The 16,200-nt window shown below is 74.0% G+C and carries 14 protein-coding genes; 10 read left to right on the forward strand and 4 right to left on the reverse strand.

From position 1 onward, the window contains the following. Window positions 1-91: 91 nt before the first annotated feature. From RLT58_RS11145 to RLT58_RS11165, 5 genes are read left to right on the forward strand one after another with little or no spacing between them, the layout of a single operon-like run. Window positions 92-922 (forward strand): hypothetical protein, encoded by an 831-nt coding sequence (locus RLT58_RS11145; protein WP_311310240.1) that lies wholly within the window; start codon window positions 92-94, stop codon window positions 920-922. After that, window positions 919-2,268 carry an ATP-binding protein gene (locus RLT58_RS11150; RefSeq protein ID WP_311310241.1) on the forward strand — a complete coding sequence of 450 codons (1,350 nt, stop codon included), beginning with the start codon at window positions 919-921 and terminating at the stop codon, window positions 2,266-2,268. The genes RLT58_RS11145 and RLT58_RS11150 overlap by 4 nt, the downstream gene beginning before the upstream one ends. A gap of 41 nt (window positions 2,269-2,309) precedes the next feature. Continuing rightward, window positions 2,310-3,689, forward strand: a complete 1,380-nt coding sequence (locus RLT58_RS11155) for an FtsW/RodA/SpoVE family cell cycle protein (RefSeq protein ID WP_311310242.1) — start codon at window positions 2,310-2,312, stop codon at window positions 3,687-3,689. Continuing rightward, window positions 3,686-5,143 carry a penicillin-binding transpeptidase domain-containing protein gene (locus tag RLT58_RS11160; protein WP_311310243.1) on the forward strand — a complete coding sequence of 486 codons (1,458 nt, stop codon included), beginning with the start codon at window positions 3,686-3,688 and terminating at the stop codon, window positions 5,141-5,143. The genes RLT58_RS11155 and RLT58_RS11160 overlap by 4 nt, the downstream gene beginning before the upstream one ends. 4 nt (window positions 5,144-5,147) lie before the next feature. Next, entirely contained in the window at window positions 5,148-6,218 is a 1,071-nt protein-coding gene (locus RLT58_RS11165) for an amidase family protein (protein WP_311310244.1), read from the forward strand. 14 nt (window positions 6,219-6,232) lie between these two features. Here RLT58_RS11165 and RLT58_RS11170 read toward each other — a convergent pair whose 3' ends face one another. Both RLT58_RS11170 and RLT58_RS11175 read right to left on the reverse strand, forming a co-directional pair. Continuing rightward, window positions 6,233-7,126, reverse strand: coding sequence for a hypothetical protein (locus tag RLT58_RS11170; RefSeq protein ID WP_311310245.1), 894 nt, complete (start codon window positions 7,124-7,126; stop codon window positions 6,233-6,235). A gap of 57 nt (window positions 7,127-7,183) precedes the next feature. Beyond that, the gene (locus RLT58_RS11175; RefSeq protein ID WP_311310246.1) at window positions 7,184-8,074 is read right to left on the reverse strand and encodes an ADP-ribosylglycohydrolase family protein; all 891 of its coding nucleotides are present in this window, start codon (window positions 8,072-8,074) and stop codon (window positions 7,184-7,186) included. A gap of 88 nt (window positions 8,075-8,162) precedes the next feature. On the opposite strand from RLT58_RS11175, the gene RLT58_RS11180 reads away from it, so the two are divergent. Continuing rightward, complete coding sequence (locus tag RLT58_RS11180) at window positions 8,163-8,678, forward strand: GNAT family N-acetyltransferase (protein WP_311310247.1); 516 nt, start codon at window positions 8,163-8,165, stop codon at window positions 8,676-8,678. A gap of 171 nt (window positions 8,679-8,849) precedes the next feature. On the opposite strand, the gene RLT58_RS11185 is transcribed toward RLT58_RS11180, so the two are convergent. Together RLT58_RS11185 and RLT58_RS11190 are read right to left on the reverse strand one after the other, a co-directional pair. Next, complete coding sequence (locus tag RLT58_RS11185) at window positions 8,850-9,908, reverse strand: protein kinase family protein (RefSeq protein ID WP_311310248.1); 1,059 nt, start codon at window positions 9,906-9,908, stop codon at window positions 8,850-8,852. Window positions 9,909-9,955: 47 nt separating this feature from the next. Then, window positions 9,956-11,074, reverse strand: coding sequence for a ferritin-like domain-containing protein (locus RLT58_RS11190; RefSeq protein ID WP_311310249.1), 1,119 nt, complete (start codon window positions 11,072-11,074; stop codon window positions 9,956-9,958). Window positions 11,075-11,252: 178 nt separating this feature from the next. Here RLT58_RS11190 and RLT58_RS11195 point away from each other — a divergent pair, with 178 nt between their 5' ends. The 4 genes from RLT58_RS11195 to RLT58_RS11210 are packed head-to-tail and all read left to right on the forward strand — an operon-like array spanning window position 11,253 to window position 16,046. Next, window positions 11,253-12,188 (forward strand): AurF N-oxygenase family protein, encoded by a 936-nt coding sequence (locus RLT58_RS11195; protein ID WP_311310250.1) that lies wholly within the window; start codon window positions 11,253-11,255, stop codon window positions 12,186-12,188. 26 nt (window positions 12,189-12,214) lie between these two features. Then, the gene (locus tag RLT58_RS11200; protein ID WP_311310251.1) at window positions 12,215-12,967 is read left to right on the forward strand and encodes a TetR/AcrR family transcriptional regulator; all 753 of its coding nucleotides are present in this window, start codon (window positions 12,215-12,217) and stop codon (window positions 12,965-12,967) included. A gap of 17 nt (window positions 12,968-12,984) precedes the next feature. Next, window positions 12,985-13,299 carry a DUF8847 domain-containing protein gene (locus RLT58_RS11205; protein WP_311310252.1) on the forward strand — a complete coding sequence of 105 codons (315 nt, stop codon included), beginning with the start codon at window positions 12,985-12,987 and terminating at the stop codon, window positions 13,297-13,299. Window positions 13,300-13,349: 50 nt separating this feature from the next. Further along, window positions 13,350-16,046: a BamB-related PQQ repeat family beta-propellar protein gene (locus RLT58_RS11210; RefSeq protein ID WP_311310253.1), complete on the forward strand. Its 2,697-nt coding sequence runs from the start codon at window positions 13,350-13,352 to the stop codon at window positions 16,044-16,046. Window positions 16,047-16,200 lie beyond the last annotated feature (154 nt).

Genomic DNA, 16,200 nt, shown 5'->3' on the forward strand with positions numbered 1-16,200 from the left:
CATAAGAGACTTCCTTCCGAATAAGGTCGACGGAGCCGGGCCGCGCACGAGCGCGGTGCCGGCTCGACCTGTGCCGGGATCGGAGGAAGCCATGCGTCCGCAGCACCGGGTGGGCCGTCGCGCGGCGGCGGCCGCCCTGACCGTCGCCGGCGGCGCCGCCCTGCTGGCCGGCTGCGGGACCGGCGGCGAGCTGCGGAGCGCGGGACCGGCCCCGGAGGCCATCGGCCCCACCCTGCTGTGGCCGGAGCTGCCGCCGGCGTCCGCCGCCCCGTACGACTACGGCGAGGGCGAGACCGCGCGCATCCCCGGCATCACGGTGCCCGGCGGCGATGTGCACCGGCTGAACCCGGTGGCGGTGGTGCAGGCGGGCCTGGCGGCGCGCCCCGACCGCTCCAGCGGCACGGCCGATCTCCCGGCCGAGACCGTCCGCCGCATCAAGGCCTGCCGGACCGCACCGAAGGAGTGCCCGGTGCTGCGGCCCTACTACCGCGATCTGACCGGCGACGGCAAGGACGAGATGGTCCTCGCCCTCCGGCTGGGCGACCGCCAGCTGTCCGTACGCGTCTACATGCCGGAGTCCGGCGGGCTGACCCGGATCATGTCCACCTCGGACGCCGTCATCAGCGTGGAGCTGGCCGGCCGGGACCTGATCATGCGGGCGCCCTCGGCCATCACGGGCTACGAGTACCGCACGGCATGGTCCTGGGACGACCGCCAGCGCGCCATGCTGCCCACCCAGGACGAGATCCTGCGCATGCCGCCGCGCGGTGACCAGGACCGGCGGCGCACCCCGGGCGAGCACCCCTCCACCGCCGCCCCCGCGCGGCCCACCGCCCGGCCGTCCGCCGGGACCGCCGCGCCCTCGTCGGCGGCCGGGACCGCTCCGGCCCCCTCGGCCGCCGTGTCCGCGGAGCGCCGGTGAGCCGCCGGGCGGGCGGGCGCCCGCGCCGCCGGCTGCGGCTGCCCGCCTGGACCGCGACGCTCACCTGGAAGTCAGCGGTCTTCATCACCGTGATGTGCTGTGTGCTCGCCGCGCTCCTCGGGGTGCTGGTCCACACCGCGGTCACCCGCCAGACGGTCGGCCACGCCCGCGAGAAGGCGCTCGCCCGGCTGACGGAGGTCACCGCGGCCTACGAGGCGGGCGAGGCGCTTCCGCCGCGTTCCGGGATCGATCCGCCGGGGCTGCCCTCCTCGCTGCGGGCCCTGGCCGTGGACGGGAAGCGGGGCACGATGGTCGCCGGTCATCTCGGCCGGCCGACGATGTGGGCCGCCGCCCCGGCCGACGGACACGCGCTGGCCACCCGGATCGACTACAGCCAGAGCGCCCGCACGATCAACGGCCTGGACGGCGCGATCATCGGCTCCTCGCTGCTGGCGATCGGCGCCACGCTGCTGGTCGGGGCGTTCGCCGTCACCCGGGTCACCCGGCGGCTGCACCAGACCGCGCGGGTGGCCCGCAGGATCGGCGCGGGCGATCTGGACGCCCGGGTCAACGACCCCCGCACCGCCGACCCCGCCCGCCGGCAGGACGAGGTCGCCATCGTCGCCGGGGCGCTGGACACCATGGCCTCGACGCTCCAGCGCAAGCTCCAGGCCGAGCAGCGCTTCACCGCCGATGTGGCGCACGAGCTGCGCACCCCGCTGACCGGCCTGTCGGCCGCCGCCGAACTCCTGCCGCCCGGCCGCCCGTCGGAGCTGGTCCAGGACCGGGTGCGGGCCATGCGCGCCCTGACGGAGGATCTGCTGGAGATCTCCCGGCTCGACGCCCGCACCGAGCAGGTCGACCTCGATGTGCACGAACTGGTGCCGCTCGTCCGGGGTGTGGTGCGCGCCTCCGGCACCGAGACCGGGGTCGAGGCCGCCGGGGACGGGCCGCCGGTGCGCGTCGAGACGGACCGGAGGCGCCTGGAACGGGTGCTGGGCAATCTGATCACCAACGCGCACCGGCACGGCCGGCCGCCGGTGGTGCTGACGGTCGACGGGCCGGTGGTGACCGTACGCGATCACGGCGACGGCTTCCCGGACTATCTGACGGCGGGCGGTCCGCAGCGCTTCCGTACCGAGGGCGGGGCCAAGGGGCACGGCCTCGGGCTGACCATCGCCGCCGGGCAGGCGGAGGTGATGGGCGCCGCGCTGGTCTTCGGGAACGCGCCGGACGGCGGGGCGGTGGCCCGGCTGACCCTGCCGGAGTACGCAGGCCCGGACGAGGGCGCCGAGGAGCCGCCAAACCCTCCGTCGGCACCGCCCCATGACCGCCCCGCGCTATGACATAAGGGAAATAACCCCCACCTCTTGCTACGTTGCGTGGCATGACCGCATCGACGGCGGACGCACCCCCGCCCGAGCTGCGCCTGCCCAGGCGGCGCGGCGTGGAACTCTCGCTCCTCATCGGGGCCGTCCTCATCTCCGTCTACGGTTACGCCGCCGTCGGTCTGGCGCACGACGACGCGGTCCCGCCCGATGTCGCCGGATACGGCGGCGGGCTCGGGCTGCTCGCGCTCCTGGCCCATCTCGCCGTCCGCTTCCGCGCCCCGTACGCCGATCCGCTGCTGCTGCCCATCGCCGTGCTGCTCAACGGCCTCGGCCTGGTGCTGATCTACCGGCTGGACCTGGAGACCCCGAGGGACCAGGCCGCCACCACCCAGCTGATCTGGTCGACGCTCGGCGTGGCGTTCTTCATCGCGGTGGTGGTGTTCCTGCGCGACCACCGGGTGCTCCAGCGGTACGCCTATCTGTCGGTCGCCGCCGCCCTCGTCCTGATGATCGTGCCGATCTTCTTCCCTGCGGTGAACGGCGCCAAGATCTGGATCAGGGTCGGCGGATTCTCCTTCCAGCCGGGCGAGTTCGCCAAGATCCTGCTCGCCGTGTTCTTCGCCGCCTACCTGGCCGCGAACCACAACGCCCTCGCGTACACCGGCCGCAGGATCTGGAAGCTCCAGCTGCCCACCGGGCGGGTGCTCGGCCCGATCGTGGCGATCTGGCTGCTCAGCGTCGGCGTGCTGGTGCTGGAACGCGACCTGGGCACCTCGCTGCTCTTCTTCGGCCTGTTCGTGATCCTGCTGTACGTGGCGACCGGCCGGACCGGCTGGATCGCGGTCGGGCTGCTGCTCGCGGCCGTCGGCGCGTTCGTCGTCGGGTCGTTCGAACCGCATGTCCACAGCCGGGTGCAGGACTGGCTCGACCCGTTCGCGTCCATCGACGCCGGCCGGGGGCCCAGCCAGCTCGCCCAGTCGCTGTTCGCCTTCGCCGCGGGCGGAATGCTCGGCACCGGCCTCGGGCTCGGCCACTCCATCCTCATCGGCTTCGCCGCCAAGTCCGACTTCATCCTGGCGACGGCCGGCGAGGAGCTGGGGCTGACCGGGCTGACCGCCGTCTTCCTGCTGTACGCGCTGCTCGTGGCGCGCGGCTACCGGGCCGGGCTCGCGCTGCGCGACCCGTTCGGGCGGCTGCTGTCGATCGGGCTCGCCTCGATCCTGGCGCTCCAGGTGTTCGTGATCGCGGGCGGGGTGACGGGGCTGATCCCGCTGACCGGTATGGCGATGCCGTTCCTCGCCCAGGGCGGTTCGTCCGTGGTCACCAACTGGATCATCGTGGCGCTGCTGATCCGGGTCAGCGACCTCGCCCGCCGCCCCCACCCCGACCAGGTGGAGACCGGTGTCATCGCGACCGCCCTGGAGGACGAGCAGTGATCCGCTACATCCGGCGCGCCGCCGCCTTCTGTCTGCTGCTGCTCGTGGCGCTGCTGGTCAACGCCGCCCGCATCCAGGTCTTCGAGGCCGACGAGCTCGACGACAACGCCGCCAACCGCCGCAACACGATCGACCGTTACGACCAGCCGCGCGGCAACATCCTGGTCGACGGCCGGTCCGTCACCGGCTCGAAGGACACCGGCGAGCAGCTCGCCCACGAGCGCACCTACCGCTACGGCCCGCTGTACGCCCCGGTCACGGGGTACGCCTCGCAGACGTACGGCACCACCCTGATCGAGAACGCGGAGGACGGCGTCCTCTCCGGCACCGACCCCATGCTCGCGCCGCTCCCCTTCTGGAACGAGATCACCCGCAGCCGCCAGCCGGGCGGCGACGTGGCGACGACGGTCGAGGACTCGGTGCAGCGGGCCGCCTACCGGGGGCTCGGCGGCCGCCGGGGCGCGGTCGCGGCGATCGAGCCGACGAGCGGCAGGATCCTGGCGCTGGTCTCGACGCCGTCGTACGACCCCGGGCGGCTCTCCGGCACCGGCTCGTCCGTCACCAACGCCTGGCGGGAGCTGAACGCGGACCGGAGCCAGCCGATGCTCAACCGGGCGATCCGGCAGACCTATCCGCCGGGCTCCACGTTCAAGATCGTGACGGCCGCCGCGGCGCTGGACGCGGAGGTCGTCACCGATCCGGACGCGCCGACCGACACCCCCTCCCCCTACGTCCTGCCGGGCACCTCGACCGTTCTGCCCGACGAGGCCCGGGGGTGCGCCAAGGCGTCGCTGGCCGAGGCGATCCGGGTCTCCTGCAACACCGTGATGGCGCACCTCGGGGTTCAGGTCGGGCTGGACGGCATGGTGGAGGCGGTCGGCAAGTTCGGCTTCAACGACACCGGGCTGAAGATCCCGTCCGGGGTGGCGAAGAGCAACTTCGACACCGACATGAGCCGCGACCAGCTGGCGCAGTCCTCGATCGGCCAGTTCGACACCACGGCGACCCCCCTCCAGATGGCGATGGTGGCCGCCGCCGTGGCCAACGGGGGCGAGCTGATGTACCCGCACCTGGTCGACCGTACGACCACACACAGCGGCTCCACCGTCCGTACGACCGGATCGCGTTCCTACCACCGGGCAATGAACCCGATGACGGCGATGCGGCTGCGGCAGATGATGATCGACGTGGTCCAGGAGGGCACCGGGACGAACGCGGCGATCGACGGGGCGACGGTCGGCGGGAAGACGGGCACGGCCCAGCACGGCATCGACAACTCCGGCCTGCCGTACGCCTGGTTCGTCTCCTGGGCGCAGGCGGACGGCTCCGCCCGGCCGGCCGTCGCCGTGGCCGTGGTCGTCGAGGACGCCGAAGCCGACCGGGCCGACATCAGCGGGGGCGGCAGCGCCGCGCCGATCGCCCGTTCCGTGATGGAGGCCGCGCTGGAAGACTGAGCCGGTGACGGCTTTCAGGGGTGCCGCCGAGGCGCTGGCGGCGATCGGGCGCAAGGATCCCCGGCTGTGCGCGTTCCTCGACGTCTGGCACGAGGAGGCGCTGGCCCGGGTGCCGTCGGCCGGGCGGCTTCCGCTGGGCGGACTGCCGTTCGCGGTGAAGGGGCGCGCCGGGATCCGCTCGTACGCCGCACACCGGCTGATCGCGGCCGGGGGTGTGCCGGTCGGCTCGACCTCCGTGCCGGGCCCCGGCACGGCCTGGCAGACGTGGGGGCTCGGCGCCCTGGGCCCGACGGTCAACCCGTGGCGGCCGGACCGGACTCCGGGCGGCTCGTCGGCGGGGTCGGCGGTGGCGGTCGCGGCGGGCCTGGTGCCCCTGGCGACCGGCAGCGACGGGGCGGGGTCGGTGCGCATCCCGGCCGCCTGGTGCGGGGTGTTCGGGCTGAAGACGACCCACGGGCTGCTGCCCTCGCCCGACCGCTCGGGCCTCGCGGCGGCCGGGGTGCTGGCGCGCTCGGCCGCGCAGGCGCGGACCTATCTGCGCTGTGTCCTGGACGCTCACGTGGACGAGCCGGCGCCCGAAGCGCCCGTGCGCGCCGCCCACAGCACCGGTCTGGGGTTCGCGGACGTGGACCCGGAGGTCGCCTCCGTGGTGCGGGAGGCGGTGCGGCGGCTGGAGGCGGCGGGGGTGGTGCGGCTCACCGGCGGCGGCTGCGAGCTGCTGGACCCGGCGGATGCCTGGCAGGCCGTACGGAAGGGAGCCGCGGCGCCGCCGGCCGAGGAGCTGCGGCGGGAGAACGACCGCAGGCTGGACGCCTTCTTCGCGCACACCCCGCTGCTGCTCACCCCCGTCACCCCCAACCGCCCGCACGGCCACGACGGTCCGGGCGAGGTGATCTCGACCGCGCTGACCTGGGCGTTCAATCTGAGCGGGCACCCGGCGGCGAGCGTGCCCGCCGGGTTCACCGCGGACGGCTGCCCGGTCGGGCTCCAACTCGTGGCGCGGCGGGGCGCGGACGCCTGGCTGCTCGCCGCGGCCGAGGCGGCCGAGGCGGCGCTCGGGTTCCCGCGCCCCTGACGGCGGCCGGGTGGTCAGCCGGTCCCGGTGGCGCCGATCGGCTTGCGCATCTCGGACCGGACCTTGGCGGTGTCCAGCGCGGCCTTGTCCAGGTCGACCTCGTCCGGGTCCTGGAGCGCGGTCCGGGCCGTGACGACGGCGACGAAGGAGGCGGTGTTGCCGTCGCCCCAGGCGCACATGGGCAGGGTGCTGGTGACCGCGCCCTCCTTGGACCGCACGACCTGGCAGGACACGGTGATGTCGTAGCCCGCGGGCCTGAACTCCCGGGCGGGCACGGCGACGGTCATGCCGTCGGTGCCGGCGGCTCCTTCGAGGATCTTGTCGCGGGTGAAATCGGGTCCCTTGATGCGGCCCCACAGACCCGAGACGACCAGGGTGCCGCCGCTCTTCGAGGTGTACTGGACGACGACGGCCTTGGCATCGCGGATGCTCGGGTCGTAGGTCTCCTCGATGTCGCGCCCGTCGGTCGCCGAGGAGTCCTTGAACAGCGTGTACTCGTCTTCGAGCAGCGTCTTCGGCACGGTCAGCCGGTATTCGGCCTCGGGGAAGGAGCCGGCCCCCGGCAGCCCGCCGCCGTCCGCCGAGTCGATCAGCCGCGAGACGCCGAACGCGATGCCGCCGGCCACCACCAGGGCGCCGACGACGATCCCGACGACCAGCCCGGTCCGGTTCTTCCTCGGCGGGGCCGGCATCCCGGGGAACCCGGGCCCGCCCGGACCCACCGCACCCCACGGCTGGGGCGGGGGCGTCTGCGGATACCCGGAGCCCGGCTGCTGCCCCGGGAACGGCTGCTGCTGCCCGGGCAACGGCTGCTGGGCATAAGGGTTCTGCGGGGGCTGCGGCGGACCGTAGGGGCCCTGCGGCGCTCCGTACGGGCCCTGCGGCGGCTGGGGCGGCGGCGTGGTCATGGCGCCCAAGCTACGTCATGGACGCGAACACCATTTCGAGGCCCTGGGGCCGGCGGCTCAGTCCAGCGGCTCCCGGCGCGCGAGCCACTCGGCGGGCACTCCCCCGACGCCGACGGCCGCGCCGACGACCCCGCCGGTGATGGCGCAGGTCGTGTCGACGTCGCCGAATCCCTCGGCCGTCGCCCAGAGCGCCGCCTCCAGGTCGTCCGGGTGCCGGGCCGCGGTCCACAGGGCGAACGGCACGGTGTCGTCGGCACGGATGCGCCGCCCGTTGCCGAGCAGTTCGGCCGCGTGCACGGGCTCGGTGGCGAACGGCAGTTCCGCCGCCCGCTCCAGCCCGTCGCGCACCGGCCCGGCGGGCGTCAGCGCGACGACCGCGTCCAGGGTGAACGCGCCCCGCGCCGCCAGACCCGCGGCGACCGCCACCGCCACCGCGCCCGCGATGCCGTCGGGGTGGGCGTGGGTGACCTCCGCCTGGAGCACCGCCTGTGCGGCCGCGTGGTCCAGGTCCCGGTGGAAGCGCGCGCCGAGGGGCGCGACCCGCATCGCCGCCCCGTTGCCGAGGCTGCCGCCCTCGAACAGCTGGGGCGCCAGCGTCCGCCAGGCGCCCGGTGACGCCGGCAGCTCGGGCAGCAGCATGTGCATGCCGTGGCCGTAGCCCCGCGCCTGGTCCGCGTCGAAGGCCAGGGCGAAGGAGAGCGCGAGCCGGTCCTGGTCGACCTGCCCGTGGTCGTCGAGGACGCGCTGGAGCGCCCGGGCCATGGCCGTGTCGTCGGTCCACGGCCAGCGGGGCTCCGGGGGTGTGCGCCGCGCCCTGACCTCCTCGTACGCCTGCTCGGGGGTCCGGAAGAGCGGGAACCAGCGCTCGCCGAACGCGTCGCCGAGCGCCAGCCCTTCGAGGCTGCGGCGGGCGGCGGCGAGGTCTGCTGCGACAGCGGTGGGGGCCATGGCGCCATCCTCCCGCCGGAGGGCCGGGGCCGTACAGCCGTTATGGGCCGGAACGCGCCCGTCCGGACACGGATGTGATCCTGGTGCCATGAACGATCGCCCCGGCATCCGCGTCGTCCGCCGGCCGCCCGCGGCCCCCGCACCGGACGGGCTGTCCGCACTGCTCGCCGGCTACCACCTGCGGACGGAGGAGGAGAAGGGGCGGCCCGTCGCGGACGTGTCCGGGCTGCCCGAGCGCTACCGGGCGGAGGTCGAGGACCCGGGGACGGCGTTCGCCGGGGACACCGTCTTGGTGGCGCGGGCCGGTCAGGACGCCGTGGGCTGTCTGGTGGTGACCGCTCCCGCGGCCGGGCGGGTGGAGGTCAAGCGCCTGTGGACGGACCCGTCCTCCCGTGGCCTGGGCGTCGCCTCCGCCCTGCTCGGCGCCGCGCTCGACGAGGCGGCGCGCGGCGGGGCGCACACCGTGCGGCTGTCGGTGTGGCGGTGGCGGACCGGGGCCCTGTCGCTCTACGAGCGGTTCGGTTTCGCCGTCACCGCGTCGTGGGACGAGCGGCCGGAACTGGTCTGCATGGAGCGGACGGTGACCGGTCCGGACAGGCCCTAGGGCGTGTCGTCAAACTGGTGTCGTTGCCCGAAGGGCGGCCGGGCGGCGTCAGGTGCGTGCTCTCGGCGTGCCGGCCCCAGGCCCCTGTACTGGGCGTACCGGGGTCTGGGGCCGGTGCGGCGAGAGTGCGTGCATGGCGTCGTCCGGCAGACGCCAGTTCGACGACACGCCCTAGGCGGCCCGGTCGATGTCCGCCGAGGGGTACGGCGTCCGTTTGCTCACCTGCATCAGACGGCGCTGGAAGCCGTCCAGGACGAGGGCGGGTCCGGCGTGGCGGTCGAGGAGCGCGGCGGCCTCGGGCGGCACACCGGAGGGCCGGTCGCCGGCGATCCAGGCGCGCAGGAAGGCGGCGTCGCACACCTCGTCGAACAGATGGTGGCGCAGCAGATGGCCGGCGACGTAGTGGCGGTCGTACGCGAGATGACCGGCCAGGAACGCGGACTCCTGCGGGGAGAGCGCGAACGCGGAGCTGAGCGCGAGGCCGAAGTCCGCGAAACGGATCGAGCGGCCGTCGGTCAGGACGTTGCCGAAGTGGGCGTCGAAGTGCACGAATCCGCGCGCGCTCATGAAGGCGGCGCCCCGGGCGAGCGACGCGTCCAGCCGGGCGTACGGCGGTGCCTGGCCGCCCTTCGCCGCGGCGGCCCTGCGGTCGCCCAGCCAGGCGCCGAGGGTGTGCGGCACATGTTCCAGGAAGAGCACCAGGCTCGCCGACGAGCGGCCGATGGCCTCCAGCCGGCCGCGTACGGCCCCGGAGCCCTCCCAGTGGGCCACCGCGCCCTCAATGCCGCCGAATTCGTCGGTGAACCCCTGCGGCGGGGTGTCGGGCAGGACCCGCCAGTGGTACATCAGCGGGAAGTCCGGATACGCGTCGCTCAGGACCCACCGGGTGGTCAGGGTGTGCGCGGCCAGCTCCCGCCAGGCGCCGAATCCGGCCGAGCCCACCCCGTACTGGTAGAAGAGCGGCAGCCCGAAGAGGTTGGCGGTCGACCGGACGTTCTCCGGACGCAGTTCGAGGTCGGTGAGCGGCACCCGTTTGACGAAGACGCGCACCCCGTCCACGTGCAGCTCCGCCGACCGGCCGCCGATGCCGGAGCCCAGCGGGGCGGCGCCGGCGACGGCCTCACCGAGGCTGCGGTCGCTCATCAGCGACAGCCGGGTGGAGACCTCCAGATGGGCGGCCCGGCGCGCCCGGGACTCGGACGGGTCGGCGGCATCGTCTCTCTCGGGCATGCGGCCGACCCTACGCAGTGCGGCGCTCCCGTCCGCCGCCGCCCGGCTCAGGCGACCGCCGGGCCGGCCCCGCCGTCCGCTATCGCCTCGGCGACCTCCGCGACGCGCTCGCTCTCCTCCGCCTCGAAGCGGTCGCGGTCGAGCTGTTCGGCTATCTCCTCGTCCTGGGCCATGAGCAGGTCCAGGCTGGAGTCGCCGAGTTCGAGGACGCCCATGTCGACGTACGCCTTCTGCAGCCGCTCGCCCCACAGGCCGATGTCCTTGACGCACGGGACGATGCGGCTGAACAGCAGCTTGCGGAAGAGCTGGAGGAATTCGGAGTGCTCGGACAGCTCCTTGGCCTCCTGCTTGCCGATGCCGAAGTTCTCCAGCACCTCGACCCCGCTGAGGCGGTCGCGCATCAGGTAGCAGCCCTCGATGACGAACTCCTCGCGTTCGCGCAGTTCGGCGTCGCTCAGCTGCTTGTAGTAGTCGCGCAGCGCCATCCGCCCGAAGGCGACATGGCGGGCCTCGTCCTGCATGACGTACGCCAGGATCTGCTTGGGCAGCGGCTTGGTCGTGGTGTCGCGGATCATGCCGAACGCGGCGAGGGCCAGGCCCTCGATGAGGACCTGCATGCCGAGGTAGGGCATGTCCCAGCGCGAGTCGCGCAGGGTGTCGCCCAGCAGGCCCTGGAGGTTGTCGTTGACCGGGTAGAGCATCCCGACCTTCTCGTGCAGGAACCGGCCGTATATCTCCGCGTGCCGGGCCTCGTCCATGGCCTGGGTGGCGGAGTAGAACTTGGCGTCCAGATCGGGCACGGACTCCACGATGCGGGCGGCGCAGATCATCGCGCCCTGCTCACCGTGCAGGAACTGGCTGAACTGCCAGGAGGTGTAGTGCTTGCGCAGCTCGCCCCGGTCCTTCTCGGTCATCTTCGCCCAGTGCGGGGTGCCGTACAGGGTGAGGGCCTCGTCGGGGGTGCCGAGGGGGTCGGCGGGGTCGACCTCCAGGCTCCAGTCGATGCGCTTGTTGCCGTCCCACTGCTTGTCCTTGCCCTTCTGGTACAGGGCGAGGAGGCGTTCGCGTCCGTCGTCGTAGTCCCAGCTGAAGCGGGCCGCGCCGCTGGCGGGGACCTGCCAGAGCGGTTCGTCGGGGGCGGTGGTGTAGAGATCGTGTGTCGACACGGACGGCTCCTTCGCCTGGCGCGGTCGTTCAAGTTCCGTGGCGGTGCGTTCCGTTGGCAGGTTCACACGTTGGTAGACGCCGGGTCAACAAGTCGTGCGCAAGGGATTGACGGCCTTGCTGACAGGCAGTCTCATAAAGGGTGACCGCCGGTAACCTATGGGTGAGGTGCCTCCAGCCATGACGACCGTGACCGCTCGCGACGTACAGCTGCTCCGTGACGCGCTCGGCCCGCTCCGCGACCGCGAGCAGATCGCCGAACGGCTGCTGGAGTCCTCCGCCAAGCACTCCTTCGACCCGGACAAGGAACTCGACTGGGACGCGGCGGTCGAGGAGGGCAAGTGGTTCTGGCCCCCCGAGCTGCTCTCCCTCTACGACACCCCCATGTGGCGGCGGATGTCGCAGGAGCAGCGGCTCGACCTGGCGCGGCACGAGGCGGCCTCGCTGGCCTCGCTCGGCATCTGGTTCGAGATCATCCTCATGCAGCTGCTGGTGCGGCACATCTACGACAAGCCCGTGGTCAGCAATCACGTCCGCTACGCGCTCACCGAGATCGCCGACGAGTGCCGGCACTCGATGATGTTCGGCCGGATGATCACCTGGGGCGGGGCGCCCTGCTACCCGGTGCCGCGCAGGTACCACAATCTGGCGCGCGTGCTGAAGACCGTGTCCACGACGCCCGGTTCGTTCGCCGCGACCCTGCTCGGCGAGGAGATCCTGGACTGGATGCAGCGGCTGACCTTCCCCGACGAGCGCGTCCAGCCCCTGGTGCGCGGGGTCACCCGCATCCATGTGATCGAGGAGGCGCGGCACGTCCGCTACGCCCGTGAGGAGCTGCGCCGCCAGATGGTGACGGCACCGCGCTGGGAGCGCGAACTGACCCGGGTGAGCTGCGGGGAGGCCGCCCGTGTCTTCTCGGTCTGCTTCGTCAACCCGCAGGTGTACGAGAACGTCGGCCTGGACCGCCGGGAGGCGGTGGCCCAGGTACGGGCCAGCGGCCACCGGGCACAGGTCATGCAGTCGGGCGCCAAGCGGCTCACGGACTTCTTCGACGACATCGGCGTGCTCAACGGGGTGGGCCGCAGGCTGTGGAAGAGCTCGGGCCTGCTGGCCTGAGCGCGGCAGCGCTTAGGCTGGCGGGTATGACCCCTGCCGCAGCCGCGCCCCCGGGCCGTGCGTACCGAAGGCTCAGCGTCGAGGAACGGCGCACCCAGCTCCTCGGTGCGGCGCTCACCCTCTTCGCCCACCGGGCCCCCGACGAGGTGTCGCTCGACGAGGTCGCGACGGTCGCCGGGGTCTCCCGCCCGCTGGTCTACCGCTACTTCCCCGGCGGACGGCAGCAGTTGTACGAGGCGGCGCTCCGGTCCGCCGCCGAGCAGCTGATCCTGTGCTTCGCCGAACCGCCCGTGGGCCCGCCCACGGAGCGGGTGACGCGTGTCCTGGACCGCTATCTCGCCTTCGTCGACGAGCACGACGCCGGCTTCAGCGCCCTGCTGCGCGGCGGCAGCGTCGCCGAGACCTCCCGTACGAGCACGATCGTCGACGAGGTGCGGCGGGCGGCGGCCGACCAGATCCTGCTGCACCTGGGCCGGGGCGAGGACAGCGAACCCGCGCCCCGGCTGCGGATGATGGTGCGCACCTGGATCGCGGCGGTCGAGGCGGCCTCCCTGATCTGGCTCGACGAGGGCAAGCAGCCGGCCGCCGCCGATCTGCGCGACTGGCTGGTCGACCAGTTCATCGGAGTGCTCGCCGTCACCGCGGCCACGGACCCGGAGACGGCCGCCGCGGTGGCCGCCCTGCTGCCCCTGGAGACCGCGGCGGGCCCGGCCGGACGGCTGGCGGACCGGCTGGCCCCGCTGGTCGGCGCGGCCTCGCATCTGCTGCCGCCGGACTGATCGGTCAGACTGGCCGGGTGAGAAGCGAGAACACCCCCTTCACCGGCGGCCCGCTGGACGGCCGGGTCCTGCCCGTCCTCGTCGGTGCGACCGGCCACCCGCCCAAGTGGTACGAGGTCCCGGTGCCGGACGCCGACGGCGGCCCGCCCACCGTCCACGCGTACCGCAGGGCCCCGGCCGGCCACACCAGGCGGCTGGGAATCCAGCGGGGCTGGGTGTACGAGTACGTCCCCGGCGGCCGGGAACGCCGCACCCCGCGCCGGCCCTGGTCGAAACCGGGTCCCCGCGCGGGTGACTCCTCCGGGGCGGGCGGGGAACGGGATCGGCCGTGACACTAGGATCGACGGTCTGATCCGAGGGACGGTCACAAGGGGGGTGCGCCATGGAGGCGCTGCGTCAGGACGATCCACGCCGCTTCGGCCCGTACACGGTGCTGGCGCGGTTCCGTGAGACGGCCGCGGCGGTGCAGTACCTCGCGCGCGGCGCGGCCCCCGACGATCTCGTCGTGATCAACGCCGCCCGGCCCGCGCTCGCCGCGCTGCCCGCCTTCCGGCGCCGCTTCGAGGCGGAGTCGCGCACGGCGGAGCGGCTGGCCGGCGGCTGGGTGGGCGCCCAGCTGGACACCCGGACCGGCGCCGCGACGGACGGCCCCGACGACGAACGGCCGTGGACCGCGTCCGGGTACGTCCCGGCGCTGACCCTCGCCGAGGCGATCGAGATCGCCGGGCCGCTGCCCGAGCGGGCCGTGCGGATACTGGGCGCGGGCATCGCCGAGACCCTGTCCCGGGTGCACGCCACAGGGGCCGTGCTCCAGGGGCTCGCCCCGAGGACGGTGCTGCTGGCCGAGGACGGGCCCCGGCTCACCGCGTTCGGCCCGCTGGGCGCGGCGGCGGAGGCCGAGGCGCGTCCCGGCGGCCGGCTCTCCGTCCGGCTGGGCTATCTGACGCCCGAGCAGCTCGCGGGCGAGGAGGCGGGACCGGCCTCCGACCTGTTCGTGCTCGGCCTGCTGCTCGCGTACGCGGCGACCGGGAACACCCCGCTGGCGGACGGCCCGGTGGACGAGGCCGCCGAGCGCATCGCCCAGGCGGATCCCGAACTCACCGCCGTGCCCGACGACTTGCGCGGGCTGATCGCCCGCTGCCTGGCGAAGGACCCGGCCGACCGCCCCGCCCCCGGAACGGTGGCCGCGGAACTGGCGCTGGAGGGCGCGGCCGGACTCGCCAAGGGCGGCTGGCTCCCGGAGCGGCTGTCGGCGGCCGTGGCCGGACAGGACGCGCAGGCCCGCCAACTGGCGGCGTCGCCGCCGGACTACGACGAGCCCGCGTCCGCGAAGGCAACGGGAGCGGCGTCGTACGGGGCCGTGTGGGACGCGGTCGCCCCGGCACCGGCGGCGCCCGACGCCCGGCAGGACCCCGCCCCCGACATCCAGGACGCCGTGGTCCCGGCGGCACAGACCCCGGCCGCCGCACCCGTCGTCCCCGACATCCAGGACGCCGTCCCCCAGAACCTCCCGGCGCTCCCCGCGCCCGCCTCCCCCGCCGCCGCGCCCGACCACGACACCCGGACCACGCAGCTCGGAGCCGTCGGTCAGCAGGCGCCCCGGCCCGACCGGCCGACGACCCAGCTGGCCGCGATGCGCGAGGAGCCGTACGCCCCGCTGCCGCTGCCCGCGGCGCCGGTGAACCCGCAGGCGCTGCCCGCCCCGCTGCCCCCGGCGCCGCTGCCCCACCAGGCACCGCCCGCGCCGCCGGCCGCGAAGGTCGACCGCAGGGCCCTGCTGTTCGGGGCCGCCGCCGGGGTGGCCGGACTGCTGGTCGGCGGCGGCGCGGTCCTCGCGCTGGGGTCCGACGACGAGACGAAGGCCGCTGACGACGCCAAGCCCTCGCCGAGCGCGAGCGGGCCCACCGTCGCCGGGCTGCCGCCGCAGCCGCGCTGGATCTACACCCACCCGGCCTCCGAACCCTCGCCGCTCACCGCCGCGCTCTGGAACGACCGGCTGCTGGTGCTGACCGACGAGACCCATGCCTCCGCCGTCGACCTGCGCACCGGCCGCCGCGTCTGGGAGAACGCGGACGGCGCCAAGGGCCAGGCGGCCGTGGCCGCCGGTGAGGAGTTCTGCTTCGTCGCGGGCCCGTCCGAGTTCCTGTGGCTCTCGGCGAAGGACGGCCGGGTGGCCCACCGGCTGCCGTACGCCGACGGCTTCGAGGACGCGCCGGGCCTGACGGTGCGCACGCTCGTCGGCTCGTCCGGCCCGACCGTCTGGTTCACCGGATCGCACGAGGTCACGGTGAAGGCGCCCAAGCCCAAGAAGGGCAAGAAGCGCGGCAAGGACAAGCAGGTCGTCACGTCGTATCTGTTCGCCTACGACATCGTGGCGCGCAAGGAGCTGTGGCGCACCACCGTGCCCACCGGGCGCGGCCCGGTCGCCCCCGTGTACCGCCTGATGGCGATCCGGCCCGACGCCCTCGTCGTCCTCCAGGAGCGGCTGACGCTCACCCCCGCCGATGTGAAGGCCGCCAAGAACAAGGCCTCCTTCCGCAGCTTCGACCGGGAGACCGGAAAGCTCCAGTGGACCAAGTCGTTCGGTGCCGTCACCCCCTACACGGCGGCCACGGGTGACGAGGAAGGCGTGCTGTACGCGCCGGTCGGCGACCGGCTCCAGGCGTTCGACACGTCCGGGGGCAAGCCGAAGTGGACGCTGAACGGCGCCAGCGGATCGCTCTTCGGGCGGCCCGTCGTGGCCGGTCCGACGCTGCACACGACCAACCGCAACCAGGAGGTGGGCGCGGTCGACCGGGAGACCGGCAAGCTGCGCTGGCGGCGGTCCACCGAGGCGGTCCCCGGCACCTGGGCCCCCGCGGTCACGGTCAGCGGCGCGGGCGGCACGCTGCTGGCGGCGGGCTCCGGGCAGGTCACCGCGTTCGCGGCGGCCGACGGGCGGCGGCTGTGGAAGTTCCAGGACATCGGGGTGCAGGACCCGAAGGGCGCGACGGTCACCGCCGCCTACCAGGTGCTGGCCTACGGGAGGACCGCGGTCGTCCGGCGCGGCCATGTCTTCTACGCCTTCCCGGTGGACTGACCGGGCAGGCTGCCGGGCCGCCCCGCCGCCTTTAGGGGGAATCGGCCCGCCGCCACGCCCGCCGGTTCTTGCGTCGCCCGACGGCGGGTGAGCGTATGGAGGAATTGCGCTCACTCATGGGGTAGTCGCACGATTCACCCCGTTCCCGGAGGTG

Origin of the sequence: Streptomyces sp. ITFR-16 (assembly GCF_031844705.1) — a bacterium.
Lineage (GTDB): Bacteria > Actinomycetota > Actinomycetes > Streptomycetales > Streptomycetaceae > Streptomyces.